Raw genomic sequence first — 12,454 nt, forward strand, 5'->3', positions numbered from 1 at the left:
CCTTACTTCCAGATCGACAGCGGGGTCTGCATCCACGCACCGACCACGATGATCCACACCAGTGTCACGGGGATGAAAATCTTCCAGCCCAGGCGCATCAGCTGGTCGTAGCGATAGCGCGGGAAGGTGGCGCGGAACCACAGGAAGAGGAACAGCATGAAGGCGACCTTGAGCACCCACCACAGAAAGCTCGGCGCGCCCAGAATGCCCCAGCTCGCCGGGAACGGCGACAGCCAGCCACCCAGGAACATCACCGAGGAGAGCGCTGCGATCAGGATCATGTTCGCGTATTCGGCAAGGAAGAACAGCGCGAAGCTCATGCCCGAGTATTCGACCATGTGGCCGGCAACGATTTCCGATTCGCCTTCGGTCACATCGAACGGGGCACGGTTGGTTTCGGCCACGCCGGCGATGAAGTAGACGACGAACAGCGGCAACAGCGGAATCATGTTCCAGCTGACGATAGAACCGCCGCCGATGCCCTGCCCTTGCTGGTTCACGATCTCGGTAAGATTGAGCGAACCGCTGACCATGATCACACCGATCAGCGCGAAACCCATCGCCAGTTCGTACGAGATCACCTGCGCTGCGGCACGCATCGCGCCGAGGAAGGCGTACTTGGAGTTGGACGCCCAGCCGGCCAGGATCACGCCGTACACGCCCATCGAGGTGATGGCCATCACGTACAAGAGGCCCACGTTGACATCGGCCAGCACGAAGCCCGGGTAGAACGGCACCACGGCCCAAGCGGCCAGCGCCGGCACCAGTACCCAGACCGGCGCCAGGAAGTACAAGCCCTTGCTGGCGGCGGACGGCGCGATGATTTCCTTGAGCAGCAGCTTCACGCCGTCGGCCACCGGCTGCAGCAGGCCGAACGGGCCAACGCGGTTGGGGCCGATCCGGATCTGCATGTAGCCGATCACCTTGCGCTCGAAGTACGTCATGTAGGCGACGCCACCCATCAGCGGCGCGACGATGCAGACGATCTTCAGCAGCGTCCAGACCACAGTGGCGAGTTCGACGCCGAGGAGGTTTTGCAACAGTTCCATCGTGATCTCGTCCTTATGCCTGGGTCACTTCGATGGCCGCGGTCAGCGCGCCAAGAGCACGGGTCGCCGGCAGGTTGGCTGCCACGCGCACCACGTCATCGACCAGACCATCGTCGAGCGCCACCGCGAGCGTGGCCACGCCAGCGCCCTGCTTCACCTGGGCGTTGCTGCCGACGGCAAGACCGAGCTTGGCGAGGGTCGCAGCATTCGCCTTCAGCTGGGTTGCAGCCTGGGCATCGACCGTGGCCTGCAGCGCCGGAGCACGGCGGGTCAGCATGTCGAGCTGGTAGATCGGCACTTCGCCGAGACGGACCACGCCGCTGGCGGCTTGGGCCTTGACCGCAACCGGTGCGGCCAGCGCGTTGCCCAGCTTGGCGGCGAAATCACCGGCCAGCGCCAGATCGCGCACTTCTTCGGAGCTGTTGAAGCCAAAGTTCTCCAGGCCCAACAAGTTGCCCAGCACGCGGAACACCTTCCAGGCCGGACGGGTTTCGCCGAGCGGGCGCACCACGCCATTGAAGCTTTGCGGCTTGCCTTCGGCATTGACGAAGGTGCCCGAGGTTTCCGAGAACGGCGACACCGGCAGGATCACATCGGCGTGCTCCAGCGCGCAGCTGCCGAAGCTCGACAGTGCGACGACCATGTCGGCCTGCTGCACGGCGGCGAGCGCTTCGGCACCGTTGGCGGTATCGAACTCGACTTCGGTGTTCAGCAGCACGTAGGCCTTCTTCGGCTGGGCAAACACGTTGCCGGCACCGGTGGCACCGACCAGTTGCGCACCGACCGAGTTGGCGGCGGTGGCGAACACGCCCAGCTTGGCGCCGACCAGTTCAGCCAGCGCAGCGGCAGCGGCATAGAGCTCGCCATAGCGCGGGTTCTGCTGCGCAAGGTTGCCCAAGGCGATGCTGGTCTTTTCCTTGCCCTCGAACACCGCGGCGACAGCGCGCGCCGCATCGGTCACTTCCACACCGGCGAGGTCGATCTGGGCCGGAGCAGCAACGCCACGCGCGTCGCTGACCGCCTTGATCACGGCCAGCAAGCCTTCGACCAGCTGATCCGGGCGGACGACGAGTTCACCCGACACGGCGGTCAGCAGATCGTCGCTGTGCGGATTGACGATGGCGAGCTTGGCGCCTTTCTTCGCCGCCTGGCGCAGCCGTTGCGCGATCAGCGGTTGTTCCTTGCGCAGTGTCGAACCGACTACCAGCACAGCATCGCTGCCGGCGAAATCGACGATGGACTGGCCGAGCCAGGTTGCACCCTGGGTCTTGAGGCCGAAGTCGGCGGCACGCAGGCGGGTCTCGACATTCTGACTGCCAAGGCCGGCAAACAATTGCTTGAGCAGGTACAGCTCTTCGACAGTGGCCTGCTCGGTGGCGACGGCGGCGATGCTGTCCGCGCCATGATTGGCCACCACATCCTTCAAGCCATTAGCGACGTATTCGAGCGCGGTCTGCCAGTCGGCTTCCTGCCACACACCACCCTGCTTGATCAGCGGCTTGGTGAGGCGTTCTTCCGAATTCAGCGCTTCGTAGCTGAAGCGGTCGCGGTCGGCGATCCAGCATTCGTTGATCGCTTCGTTTTCCAGCGGCAGCACGCGCTTGACCTTGTGGTCCTTGACCTGAACCACCAGATTGGCGCCGAGGCCATCATGCGGGCTGACCGACTTGCGACGCGACAGCTCCCAGCTGCGGGCACTGTAACGGAACGGCTTGCTGGTCAGCGCGCCGACCGGGCACAGGTCGATCACGTTGCCGGAGATTTCCGAATCGACGGTCTTGCCGATAAAGGTCATCACCTCGGTGTGCTCACCACGACCCGGCATGCCGAGCTCCTGGTAACCGGCGATTTCCTCGGTGAAGCGCACGCAACGGCTGCAGTGGATGCAGCGCGTCATATCGGTGGAGATCAGCGGGCCGAGGTTCTTGTTCGGCACCACGCGCTTCTCTTCCTCGTAGCGCGAGGACGAAGCGCCGTAGCCCACGGCCAGATCCTGCAGTTGGCATTCGCCGCCCTGGTCGCAGATCGGGCAATCCAGCGGGTGGTTGATCAGCAGGAACTCCATCACCCCCTTCTGCGCCGTCACGGCCATGTCGGAGTGGGTGTGGACCTTCATGCCGTCGGTCACCGGTGTGGCACAGGCCGGCAACGGCTTGGGCGCCTTTTCCACCTGTACCAGACACATGCGGCAGTTGGCCGCGATCGACAGCTTCTTGTGGTAGCAGAAATGCGGGATGTGGACGCCAATGGAATGCGCTGCGTCCATCACCGTGCTGCCGCCCGGCACTGTCAGTTTCTTACCGTCGATTTCGATTTCGAGCATATCGATTCGATCCCAATCACAAAGTCTGCAACGAACACTGCTGCGTCAAAACGGGCTCAGTAGCCCGGCGCGACGCAATTCTTGTGTTCGATGTGGTGTTCGAATTCGGCACGGAAATGCTTGAGCATCCCCTGGACCGGCATGACCGCAGCGTCGCCCAGCGCACAGATGGTGCGGCCGGCGATATTGGCGCCGACAGAGAGCAACAGGTCGAGATCTTCCGGGCGCCCCTGGCCGTGCTCGATGCGATGCACGACGCGGTAGAGCCAGCCTGTCCCTTCGCGGCACGGCGTGCACTGGCCGCACGACTCCTCGAAGTAGAAGTAGGACAGGCGCTCCAGCGCCTTCACCATGCAGGTGGTCTCATCCATCACGATCACGGCGCCCGAGCCGAGCATGGAGCCCGCCTTGGCGATGGAGTCATAGTCCATCGTGCATTGCATCATGATGTCGGCCGGTAGCACCGGGGCGGACGAGCCGCCCGGGATCACCGCCTTCAGCTTCTTGCCGCCGCGCATGCCGCCGCACATCTCGAGCAGTTCCGAGAACGGCGTGCCGAGCGGAATCTCGTAATTCCCGGGCCGATTCACGTGGCCGGAGACCGAGAACAGCTTGGTGCCGCCGTTGTTGGGCTTGCCGAGTTCGAGGAACTTCTGCCCACCCTCGCGGATGATGTACGGCACCGAGGCGAACGTCTCGGTGTTGTTGATGGTGGTCGGCTTGCCGTAAAGGCCGTAGCTCGCCGGGAACGGTGGCTTGAAGCGGGGCTGGCCCTTCTTGCCTTCCAGCGATTCCAGCAGCGCGGTTTCCTCGCCGCAGATGTAGGCACCGTAACCGTGGTGACCATGCAGCTGGAACGAGAAATCGGTGCCGAGGATATGGTCGCCGAGGAAGCCGGCGGCACGCGCCTCTTCCAGCGCGGCTTCGAAGCGCTCATAGGCCTCGAACACTTCGCCATGGATGTAGTTGTAACCGACCGAGATGCCCATCGCGAACCCGCCGATGATCATGCCTTCGATCAACGCGTGCGGATTGTTGACGATGATGTCGAGATCCTTGAAGGTCCCCGGCTCACCCTCGTCGGTGTTGCACACCAGATATTTTTGGCCCGGGAAGCTCCGGGGCATGAACGACCACTTGAGGCCGGTGGGGAAACCCGCACCGCCGCGGCCGCGCAGCGCCGAGGTCTTCATCTCGGCAATGATCTGGTCCTGGGTGATGCCTTCCTGCAGGATCTTCTTCAGCGCGGCATAACCGCCACGCTGCATGTATGCGTCGATCTTCCAGCTGTTCGGATCATCGAAATCGACGCCCTCGAACACGACGCCCTTCACGTATACGGTCATGTTATTCGAGCTCCGCCAGTTTCTTGTCGATCGCGTCAGGCGTCATGTGATTGCACATGCTGTGGTTGTTCACCAGCAAGACCGGCGCATAGCCACAGGCGCCCATGCACTCGCCTTCCTTCAGCGTGAACTTGCCATCTGCCGTGGTTTCGTTGAAGCCGATCCCGAGCTTGTGCTTCAGGTGATCAGCCGCCTGATAACCGCCGGACAGCGCACAGGGCAGATTGGTACAGACGGTGATCTTGTGACGACCCACCGGCGCACGATCGAACATGTTGTAGAACGTTGCGACTTCCATCGCGGCGATCGGCGGCACGCCGACATAGTCGGCAACCACGGCGATCAGCTCGTTCGACAACCAGCGATGCTCGACCTGGGCGATGCGTAGCGCGCTCATCAGCGCAGAACGACGCTGATCGGCCGGGTACTTGGCCAACTCGCGATCGATCTTTGCCTGCGATTCGGCACTCAGCGTTGGTGCCTGATTGCTGGTAACCATTAGCGGTCGATCTCCCCAAATACGATGTCCTGCGTGCCGATGATGGCGACCACGTCCGACAACATGTGGCCACGCGCCATCTCATCGAGGGCGGCCAGATGCGCGAAACCGGGGGCGCGGATCTTCAGGCGGTAAGGCTTGTTGGCACCGTCCGACACCATGTAGATGCCGAACTCGCCCTTCGGATGCTCGACGGCAGCGTAGGCCTCGCCTTCGGGCACATGCATGCCTTCGGTGAAGAGCTTGAAGTGGTGGATCAGCTCTTCCATGTTGGACTTCATGTCCAGGCGCGACGGCGGCGCGATCTTGTGGTTGTCGACGATCACCGGGCCCGGGTTCGCACGCAGCCACTGCACGCACTGCTTGATGATGCGGTTGGACTGGCGCATTTCTTCGACGCGGACAAGGTAGCGGTCGTAGCAATCACCGTTCTTGCCAACCGGGATGTCGAAGTCGAGCTTGTCGTACACTTCGTACGGCTGCTTCTTGCGCAGATCCCAGGCAATGCCGGAGCCGCGCAGCATCGGGCCGGTCAGGCCCAGATTCATCGCACGCTCGGGCGTGAGCACGCCGATGCCAACGGTACGCTGCTTCCAGATACGGTTGTCGGTAAGCAGCGTTTCGTACTCGTCGACATAGGTTGGGAAGCGCTTGGTGAAATCTTCGATGAAGTCGAGCAGCGAGCCTTCACGGTTGCTGTTCAGCCGCTTGATCGCCGCTTCGTTGCGCACCTTCGATGCCTGATACTGTGGCATCTGCTCCGGCAGATCGCGGTACACACCACCCGGACGGTAGTAGGCCGCGTGCATGCGCGCGCCCGATACGGCCTCGTAGCAATCCATCAGGTCTTCGCGTTCGCGGAACGCGTAGAGGAAAATGGTCATCGCGCCGCAATCGAGGCCGTGCGCACCGATCCACATCAGGTGGTTCAGGATGCGGGTGATCTCGTCGAACATCACGCGGATGTATTGCGCACGGATCGGCACTTCGATGCCGGCGAGCTTTTCGATTGCCATCACGTAGGCGTGCTCGTTGGACATCATCGACACGTAGTCGAGACGATCCATGTACGGCAGCGACTGAATGAAGGTCTTGGATTCGGCCAGCTTCTCGGTGGCGCGATGCAGCAGGCCGATGTGCGGATCGGCGCGCTCGACGACTTCGCCGTCAAGCTCGAGCACCAGACGCAGCACGCCGTGCGCGGCCGGGTGTTGCGGGCCGAAGTTCAGCGTGTAGTTACGGATTTCAGCGGTCACCGTAGCTCTCCTCGCGAATGATGCGCGGGGTGATTTCGCGCGGTTCGATGGTGACGGGTTGGTAGATCACGCGGGCCTGCTCGGGGTCGTAGCGCATCTCGACATAGCCCGACAGCGGGAAGTCCTTGCGGAACGGGTGACCGACGAAGCCATAGTCGGTGAGGATACGACGCAAGTCCGGATGGCCTTCGAACACGATGCCGTAGAGGTCGAACGCCTCGCGCTCGAACCAGTTGGTGCCGCTCCACACGTCGACCACCGAGGGAATGACCGGGAAATCGTCGTCGGTGGCGAACACGCGCACGCGCAGGCGCACGTTGTGTGCGTAGGAAATCAGGTGGTAGACGGCGGCGAAGCGGCTGCCTTCCCACACGCTGTCCTTGTAGGCGCTGTAGTCGACGCCACAGACATCGAGACAGCCTTCGAACTTGAATTCGTCACGCAACTTGAGCGACACGGCGGCCCACTGGCCGGCCGGCACTTCGATGGTCACTTCGTCGAGCTCGACCTTGAGACTGGACAAAGCGGCCTCGCCCAGCTTGGCGTTCAATGCATCGACGAGGGCGTTGAGGGTCATGGTCATCGTCCGGCCCTCATGCCTGTGCCGCGGCAATCTGCTTGCTGCGGGCGATGGTGTTGGTGCGCTTGATCTTGTTCTGCAGCTGGATCAGGCCGTAGAGCAGCGCTTCGGCGGTCGGCGGGCAGCCCGGGACGTAGACGTCGACCGGGACGATGCGATCGCAGCCACGCACGACGGAGTACGAATAGTGGTAATAGCCGCCGCCGTTGGCACAGGAACCCATCGAGAGCACCCAGCGCGGCTCGGGCATCTGGTCGTAGACCTTGCGCAGCGCCGGCGCCATCTTGTTGCACAGCGTGCCGGCCACGATCATCAGGTCGGACTGGCGCGGCGAGGGACGGAACACGATGCCGAAACGGTCGAGGTCATAGCGGGCCGCACCGGCCTGCATCATCTCGACCGCGCAACAGGCGAGACCAAAGGTCATCGGCCACAGCGAACCGGTCCGGGTCCAGTTCACCACGGTATCGACCGTGGTGGTGATAAATCCTTTTTCGAGGCTTTGAGCTTCCATCATTCCCACTCCAAGGCGCCTTTCATCCACTCGTATACGAAGCCGACCACGAGCACCGCGAGGAAAATCATCATGGACACGAAGCCGAACATGCCGATTTCATCGAGCACCACGGCCCAGGGCACGAGGAAGGCCACTTCGAGATCGAACAGAATGAAGAGGATGGCAACGAGGTAGTAACGCACGTCGAACTGCATGCGCGCGTCTTCGAAGGCTTCGAAGCCGCACTCGTACGGGGACAGCTTGGCCGGATCGGGCTTAACGGTGCCCAGCACCTTGCCCACGCCCCAACCGAGCAACATGGGCGCAACACCCACCAGCACACCCACCACCAGGAACAACAGTATGGGGAAATAGTTCTGCAGCATTCGGATCCCCGATCAGATCTATGACAAGAACAGGAAAACTACTGAAAGTTATTGTTATGGTTATGGATCGTAAAAACGCCGGGAGGACCCGGCGTTTTTATTGATGTATGGTGCCGACAGTGAGACTCGAACTCACACGGCCGCAGCCACTACCCCCTCAAGATAGCGTGTCTACCAATTTCACCATGTCGGCTTCAAGCAGCAATCAAAAAAGCGGAGCGAAACTCACTCGGGGATCTGGGCCGGCGCCGAAGCGCTGGGCGCCGCCGCTGTCGGCTTGAACCCTTCCATCGCACCGGCCGAGGATTTGCCGGACGGGGAAGTGACAAACACCAGCACGAGGCAAGTCACAAAGAACACCGTGGCACACACGGCGGTCGAGCGACTCAGAAAATTGGCCGAACCAGAGGAACCGAACAGACTACCTGCGGAACCACTACCGAAAGCGGCCCCCATGTCAGCACCTTTGCCGTGCTGCAACAACACCAGCACGATCACCGCAAATGCGGCGACAACGTTGACGATCAGGACCAGAGTGTGAACGAGATTATCCATCTATCGCTTCTTCAGATTGGCGCGCATTCTAGCGCCGATAGGGGTTTTTTGCAATGCCGCAGACGCTTACTGCGCCTCGCGACAGATATCCAGAAACTCGGTGGCCGACAGTGCCGCACCACCGACCAGCACGCCATCCACCCCGTCCACCGCCAGCACATGACCGGCGTTGTCACCCTTCACGCTTCCGCCGTACAACACACGGGTCCGCGCATCGAGCGTGTCCTTGATGAAGGCATGCATTTCAGCGATCTGGTCCGGCGTGGCCACCACCCCGGTCCCGACCGCCCACGACGGCTCGTAAGCCACCGCGTACAAGCTCGTCGGCACGCCGGCGAGCACCTGTAATTCCTCTGCAATGATGTCGCGCGCGACACCGCTCTGCCGCTGCTCCAGCGTTTCGCCGACGCAATAGACTGGGAACAGCCCACCATCGAGCGTGGCCCTTACCTTGCGCGCCGCCATCTCGCTGGTTTCGCCAAAGTAGCGCCGCCGCTCCGAATGACCGACGATCACCATCTCGCAGCCGACGTCGGCCAGCATGCCTGCCGACACCTCACCGGTATACGCACCGATGTGGTACTCGCAGACATCCTGCGCGCCCAGCTGTACCGGTGACTCGGCCTCGGTCAACAAGGACTTGGCCAGCGCCAGATACGGATAAGGCACGCACAACGCGACATTGGAACCGAGCCCGGCTCGTAACAGCTCTCGCAACACCGAGCGTATCTGCCCGACGCTGCCATGCATCTTCCAGTTGCCGATGACTTGCTGCCTGGGCATGCGCACTGCTGTCCGTTTCGCAAAAGCTGTCGATTCTAGGCCCACGCTTCTTCCTCCGTCAAACCGGACCAGGCCCGTCCGGCGGCCGATAGATTGCAGACCGGTTGCAAAAACGATCACTTGTAATATTTCGGAAACACACCATGGCTAGCATGCGGCAGCGTGTCATCAAGACCCGACCAACCAGGAGACTTCACCATGACGTTCGCACGCAAAGTGCTCGTGACCCTCGGCGTTTCTGCCGGCCTGTTCATTGCCCATGCTAACGCTGCTGACATCACCGGCGCCGGTGCGAGTTTCCCGTACCCGCTTTATGCAAAGTGGGCTGAGCAATACAAGGCCAAGTCCGGCAGCGGTCTGAACTACCAATCGATCGGTTCGGGCGGCGGCATCAAGCAGATCCAGGCCAAGACCGTCGACTTCGGCGCATCCGATGCCCCGATGACCGCCGACAAGCTCAATGCTGCCGGCCTCGTGCAATTCCCGACCGTGATGGGCGGCGTGGTGCCGGTCATCAACGTCCCGGGCATCACCGCCGGCCAGGTCAAGCTGACCCCAACCCTGCTCGCCGACATCTTCCTCGGCAAGATCACCAAGTGGAACGACGCGGCCATCGCCAAGCTGAACCCGGGTGTGAAGCTGCCGGAACAGAACATCACCGTGGTCCACCGCGCCGACGGCTCGGGCACCACCTGGATCTTCACCAACTACCTGTCCAAGGTCTCGCCGGAGTGGAAGACCAAGGTCGGCAATGAAGCCTCGGTGCAATGGCCCAAGGGCGTGGGTGGCAAGGGTAACGAAGGCGTGGCCCAGTACGTGAGCCGCATCAAGGGTGCCATCGGTTACGTGGAATACGCCTATGCCAAGAAGAACAAGATGGCCCACACCCAGCTGCAGAACAAGGCTGGCAGCTTCGTGAACCCGGACGACACCACCTTCAAGGCCGCTGCCGCTTCGGCCGACTGGAACGGCACCCCCGGCTTTGCCGTGGTGCTGACCGACCAGTCGGGCGCGCAAGCCTGGCCTATCACCGGCGCCACCTTCATCCTGATGCACAAGAAGCAGGAAAAGCCAGCGCAGGCCACCGAAGTGCTGAAGTTCTTCGACTGGGCCTACAAGGATGGCGACAACACCTCGCTGGAACTGGATTACGTGCCGATGCCGGCCGCGGTCAAGGACACCATCCGCAGCTCGTGGAAGCAGATCACCGGCGCCGACAACAGCCCGGTCTGGAAGTAATACGCAGCATGCCGGCCTTGCCCAAGACCGGCTCATCCAGCAACAGGAGCCCATGCGGCTCCTGTTGTGTTCACGCCCGGAGACGTGAATGACTTCCCCACAATCACAAGAACAGCGCCTGAAGAAGCAGTTGATGCAGGATCGCCTGTTCCGCGGTTCGACGCAGTTCTTTGCATTCCTGGTGCTGGCCTTGCTGGCCGGCATCATCCTGTCGTTGCTGCATGGCGCACTGCCTGCGCTGCAGTCCTTCGGCTTTGGCTTCATCACCAGTAGCGAATGGAACCCGGTGACCGAGCAGTTCGGCGGCTGGAACTCCATCGTCGGTACGCTGCTGTCCTCGTTCATCGCCCTGCTGATCGGCGTACCGGTCAGCTTCGGCATCGCCATCTTCCTGACCGAGCTCTCGCCGGTATGGCTGCGCCGCCCGCTGGGCATGGCGATCGAGCTGCTGGCTGGCGTGCCGTCGATCATCTACGGCATGTGGGGCCTGTTCGTGTTCGCCCCCTGGTTTGCCGACAACGTTCAGCCGTGGCTGCAGCAGCTCACCGACGGCGTGCCCGTGCTCGGCACGCTGTTCGGCGGCCCCCCGATGGGGATCGGCCTGTTCACTGCCGGCCTCATCCTGTCGATCATGGTCATCCCCTTCATCGCCTCGGTAATGCGCGATGTGTTCGAAGTGGTACCCGCGATGCTGAAGGAATCGGCCTACGGCCTGGGCTGCACCACCTGGGAGGTGGTGTGGAACGTGGTCCTGCCCTACACCAAGAACGGCGTGATCGGTGGCGTGATGCTGGGCCTGGGCCGCGCGCTGGGCGAAACCATGGCGGTGACCTTCGTCATCGGCAATGCACACAGCAGCATCTCCTCGCTGTTCGATCCGGCCACCTCGATCGCCGCGACGCTGGCCAACGAGTTCACCGAGGCCACCACCGAAGCGCATACCGCCTCGCTGATCGAGCTCGGCTTGTTGCTGTTCGTGATCACCTTCATCGTGCTCTCGCTCTCCAAGCTGCTGCTGCTGCGCCTGCAGAAGAGCGAAGGCGCTCACAGCTAATCCGGGACGGCTACGACCATGAACCTCTACTTTCGCCGCAGACTGATCAACAGCATCAGCCTTGCTCTGTCGCTCGCCGCCATGGCTTTCGGCCTGTTCTGGCTGATATGGATCCTCTACACACTGCTCAAGAACGGCTTGGGCGGCATCACCATCGCCATGTTCACCCAGGCCACGCCCGCTCCGGGCAGCCCGGGCGGCCTTGCCAACGCCATCATCGGCAGCCTGGCCATGGCCGGCACCGGCACGCTGATCGGCACGCCGATCGGCATCCTGGCCGGCACCTACCTCGCCGAGTTTGGCCACAAGGGCTGGCTGGCGCCGGCCACGCGCTTCATCAACGACATCCTGCTGTCCGCCCCATCCATCGTCATCGGCCTGTTCGTCTACGAGGTGTACGTGCGCCACGTTGGCCACTTCTCCGGCTGGGCCGGCGCGCTGGCACTGTCGCTGCTGGTGATCCCGGTGGTGGTGCGCACGACGGAGAACATGCTCAAGCTCGTGCCCAACAGCATGCGCGAAGCGGCCTACGCACTAGGTGCGCCGCAGTGGAAGATGGTGCTGTCGGTCAGCCTGCGCGCGGCCAAGGCTGGCGTGGTAACCGGCGTACTGCTGGCCGTTGCCCGTATCCTCGGCGAAACAGCGCCGCTGCTGTTCACCGCGCTGAACAACCAGTTCTACTCGAACATGAACCAGCCGATGGCCAACCTGCCGGTGGTGATCTTCCAGTACGCGATGAGCCCGTACGAAGACTGGCACGCCCTCGCGTGGGGCGGCTCGCTGCTGATCGGCGTGTTCGTGCTCGGCATCAACATCGTCGCCCGCGCCCTGGTGCGCAACCCGTCGCAGAACTAAGCGGCCACGGATCCTACGACATCAAGAGAACAT

At 62.3% G+C, this 12,454-nt stretch carries 13 protein-coding genes and 1 tRNA gene; 3 read left to right on the plus strand and 11 right to left on the minus strand.

Translation table 11 applies throughout. The features are described 5' to 3' along the window. Positions 1 to 2 precede the first annotated feature (2 nt). The 11 genes from nuoH to tpiA form a co-directional block, all read right to left on the minus strand. A complete protein-coding gene (gene nuoH / locus FLM21_RS17310) occupies positions 3 to 1,049 on the minus strand; it encodes an NADH-quinone oxidoreductase subunit NuoH (RefSeq protein WP_148716764.1) in 1,047 nt (348 codons plus the stop codon). Between the two features lie 13 nt (positions 1,050 to 1,062). Continuing rightward, positions 1,063 to 3,372: an NADH-quinone oxidoreductase subunit NuoG gene (gene nuoG / locus FLM21_RS17315; protein WP_148716765.1), complete on the minus strand. Its 2,310-nt coding sequence runs from the start codon at positions 3,370 to 3,372 to the stop codon at positions 1,063 to 1,065. Positions 3,373 to 3,428: 56 nt separating this feature from the next. Next, positions 3,429 to 4,718: an NADH-quinone oxidoreductase subunit NuoF gene (gene nuoF, locus FLM21_RS17320; protein WP_148716766.1), complete on the minus strand. Its 1,290-nt coding sequence runs from the start codon at positions 4,716 to 4,718 to the stop codon at positions 3,429 to 3,431. A 1-nt stretch (position 4,719) separates the two neighbouring features. Beyond that, the gene (gene nuoE / locus FLM21_RS17325; protein WP_148716767.1) at positions 4,720 to 5,217 is read right to left on the minus strand and encodes an NADH-quinone oxidoreductase subunit NuoE; all 498 of its coding nucleotides are present in this window, start codon (positions 5,215 to 5,217) and stop codon (positions 4,720 to 4,722) included. Next, positions 5,217 to 6,473, minus strand: a complete 1,257-nt coding sequence (locus FLM21_RS17330; protein WP_148716768.1) for an NADH-quinone oxidoreductase subunit D — start codon at positions 6,471 to 6,473, stop codon at positions 5,217 to 5,219. The genes nuoE and FLM21_RS17330 overlap by 1 nt, the downstream gene beginning before the upstream one ends. Beyond that, on the minus strand, positions 6,463 to 7,056 hold the full coding sequence (locus tag FLM21_RS17335; RefSeq protein WP_148716769.1) for an NADH-quinone oxidoreductase subunit C: 594 nt from the start codon (positions 7,054 to 7,056) through the stop codon (positions 6,463 to 6,465). Before FLM21_RS17335 ends, FLM21_RS17330 begins: the two co-directional genes overlap by 11 nt. Positions 7,057 to 7,066: 10 nt before the next feature. Next, positions 7,067 to 7,570 carry a NuoB/complex I 20 kDa subunit family protein gene (locus FLM21_RS17340; RefSeq protein WP_148716770.1) on the minus strand — a complete coding sequence of 168 codons (504 nt, stop codon included), beginning with the start codon at positions 7,568 to 7,570 and terminating at the stop codon, positions 7,067 to 7,069. After that, entirely contained in the window at positions 7,567 to 7,935 is a 369-nt protein-coding gene (locus tag FLM21_RS17345; RefSeq protein WP_148716771.1) for an NADH-quinone oxidoreductase subunit A, read from the minus strand. Before FLM21_RS17345 ends, FLM21_RS17340 begins: the two co-directional genes overlap by 4 nt. 108 nt (positions 7,936 to 8,043) lie before the next feature. Further along, positions 8,044 to 8,128, minus strand: a tRNA-Leu gene (locus tag FLM21_RS17350). Positions 8,129 to 8,160: 32 nt separating this feature from the next. Next, positions 8,161 to 8,490 carry a preprotein translocase subunit SecG gene (gene secG / locus FLM21_RS17355; protein ID WP_148716772.1) on the minus strand — a complete coding sequence of 110 codons (330 nt, stop codon included), beginning with the start codon at positions 8,488 to 8,490 and terminating at the stop codon, positions 8,161 to 8,163. A gap of 66 nt (positions 8,491 to 8,556) precedes the next feature. Next, the gene (gene tpiA / locus FLM21_RS17360; protein ID WP_148716773.1) at positions 8,557 to 9,273 is read right to left on the minus strand and encodes a triose-phosphate isomerase; all 717 of its coding nucleotides are present in this window, start codon (positions 9,271 to 9,273) and stop codon (positions 8,557 to 8,559) included. Positions 9,274 to 9,471: 198 nt separating this feature from the next. Between tpiA and pstS the strand changes: the two genes are divergently transcribed. From pstS to pstA, 3 genes are all read left to right on the plus strand, one after another. Next, positions 9,472 to 10,512 (plus strand): phosphate ABC transporter substrate-binding protein PstS, encoded by a 1,041-nt coding sequence (gene pstS, locus FLM21_RS17365; RefSeq protein ID WP_148716774.1) that lies wholly within the window; start codon positions 9,472 to 9,474, stop codon positions 10,510 to 10,512. Between the two features lie 88 nt (positions 10,513 to 10,600). Then, positions 10,601 to 11,566, plus strand: coding sequence for a phosphate ABC transporter permease subunit PstC (gene pstC, locus FLM21_RS17370; RefSeq protein ID WP_148716775.1), 966 nt, complete (start codon positions 10,601 to 10,603; stop codon positions 11,564 to 11,566). Between the two features lie 18 nt (positions 11,567 to 11,584). After that, positions 11,585 to 12,421 carry a phosphate ABC transporter permease PstA gene (gene pstA, locus FLM21_RS17375; protein ID WP_148716776.1) on the plus strand — a complete coding sequence of 279 codons (837 nt, stop codon included), beginning with the start codon at positions 11,585 to 11,587 and terminating at the stop codon, positions 12,419 to 12,421. The last annotated feature ends 33 nt before the right edge of the window (positions 12,422 to 12,454 follow it).

The sequence above is a fragment of the Chitinolyticbacter meiyuanensis genome, from assembly GCF_008033135.1.
GTDB classification, from domain to species: Bacteria; Pseudomonadota; Gammaproteobacteria; order Burkholderiales; family Chitinibacteraceae; genus Chitinolyticbacter; species Chitinolyticbacter meiyuanensis.

What these genes read in the sequence shown, in the direction of transcription:
- nuoH (WP_148716764.1), bottom strand. Translation starts at nt 1,049, where the DNA reads ATGGAACTGTTGCAAAACCTCCTCGGCGTCGAACTCGCCACTGTGGTC.
- nuoG (WP_148716765.1), bottom strand. Translation starts at nt 3,372, where the DNA reads ATGCTCGAAATCGAAATCGACGGTAAGAAACTGACAGTGCCGGGCGGC.
- nuoF (WP_148716766.1), bottom strand. Translation starts at nt 4,718, where the DNA reads ATGACCGTATACGTGAAGGGCGTCGTGTTCGAGGGCGTCGATTTCGAT.
- nuoE (WP_148716767.1), bottom strand. Translation starts at nt 5,217, where the DNA reads ATGGTTACCAGCAATCAGGCACCAACGCTGAGTGCCGAATCGCAGGCA.
- FLM21_RS17335 (WP_148716769.1), bottom strand. Translation starts at nt 7,056, where the DNA reads ATGACCATGACCCTCAACGCCCTCGTCGATGCATTGAACGCCAAGCTG.
- FLM21_RS17340 (WP_148716770.1), bottom strand. Translation starts at nt 7,570, where the DNA reads ATGATGGAAGCTCAAAGCCTCGAAAAAGGATTTATCACCACCACGGTC.
- FLM21_RS17345 (WP_148716771.1), bottom strand. Translation starts at nt 7,935, where the DNA reads ATGCTGCAGAACTATTTCCCCATACTGTTGTTCCTGGTGGTGGGTGTG.
- secG (WP_148716772.1), bottom strand. Translation starts at nt 8,490, where the DNA reads ATGGATAATCTCGTTCACACTCTGGTCCTGATCGTCAACGTTGTCGCC.
- tpiA (WP_148716773.1), bottom strand. Translation starts at nt 9,273, where the DNA reads ATGCCCAGGCAGCAAGTCATCGGCAACTGGAAGATGCATGGCAGCGTC.
- pstS (WP_148716774.1), top strand. Translation starts at nt 9,472, where the DNA reads ATGACGTTCGCACGCAAAGTGCTCGTGACCCTCGGCGTTTCTGCCGGC.
- pstC (WP_148716775.1), top strand. Translation starts at nt 10,601, where the DNA reads ATGACTTCCCCACAATCACAAGAACAGCGCCTGAAGAAGCAGTTGATG.
- pstA (WP_148716776.1), top strand. Translation starts at nt 11,585, where the DNA reads ATGAACCTCTACTTTCGCCGCAGACTGATCAACAGCATCAGCCTTGCT.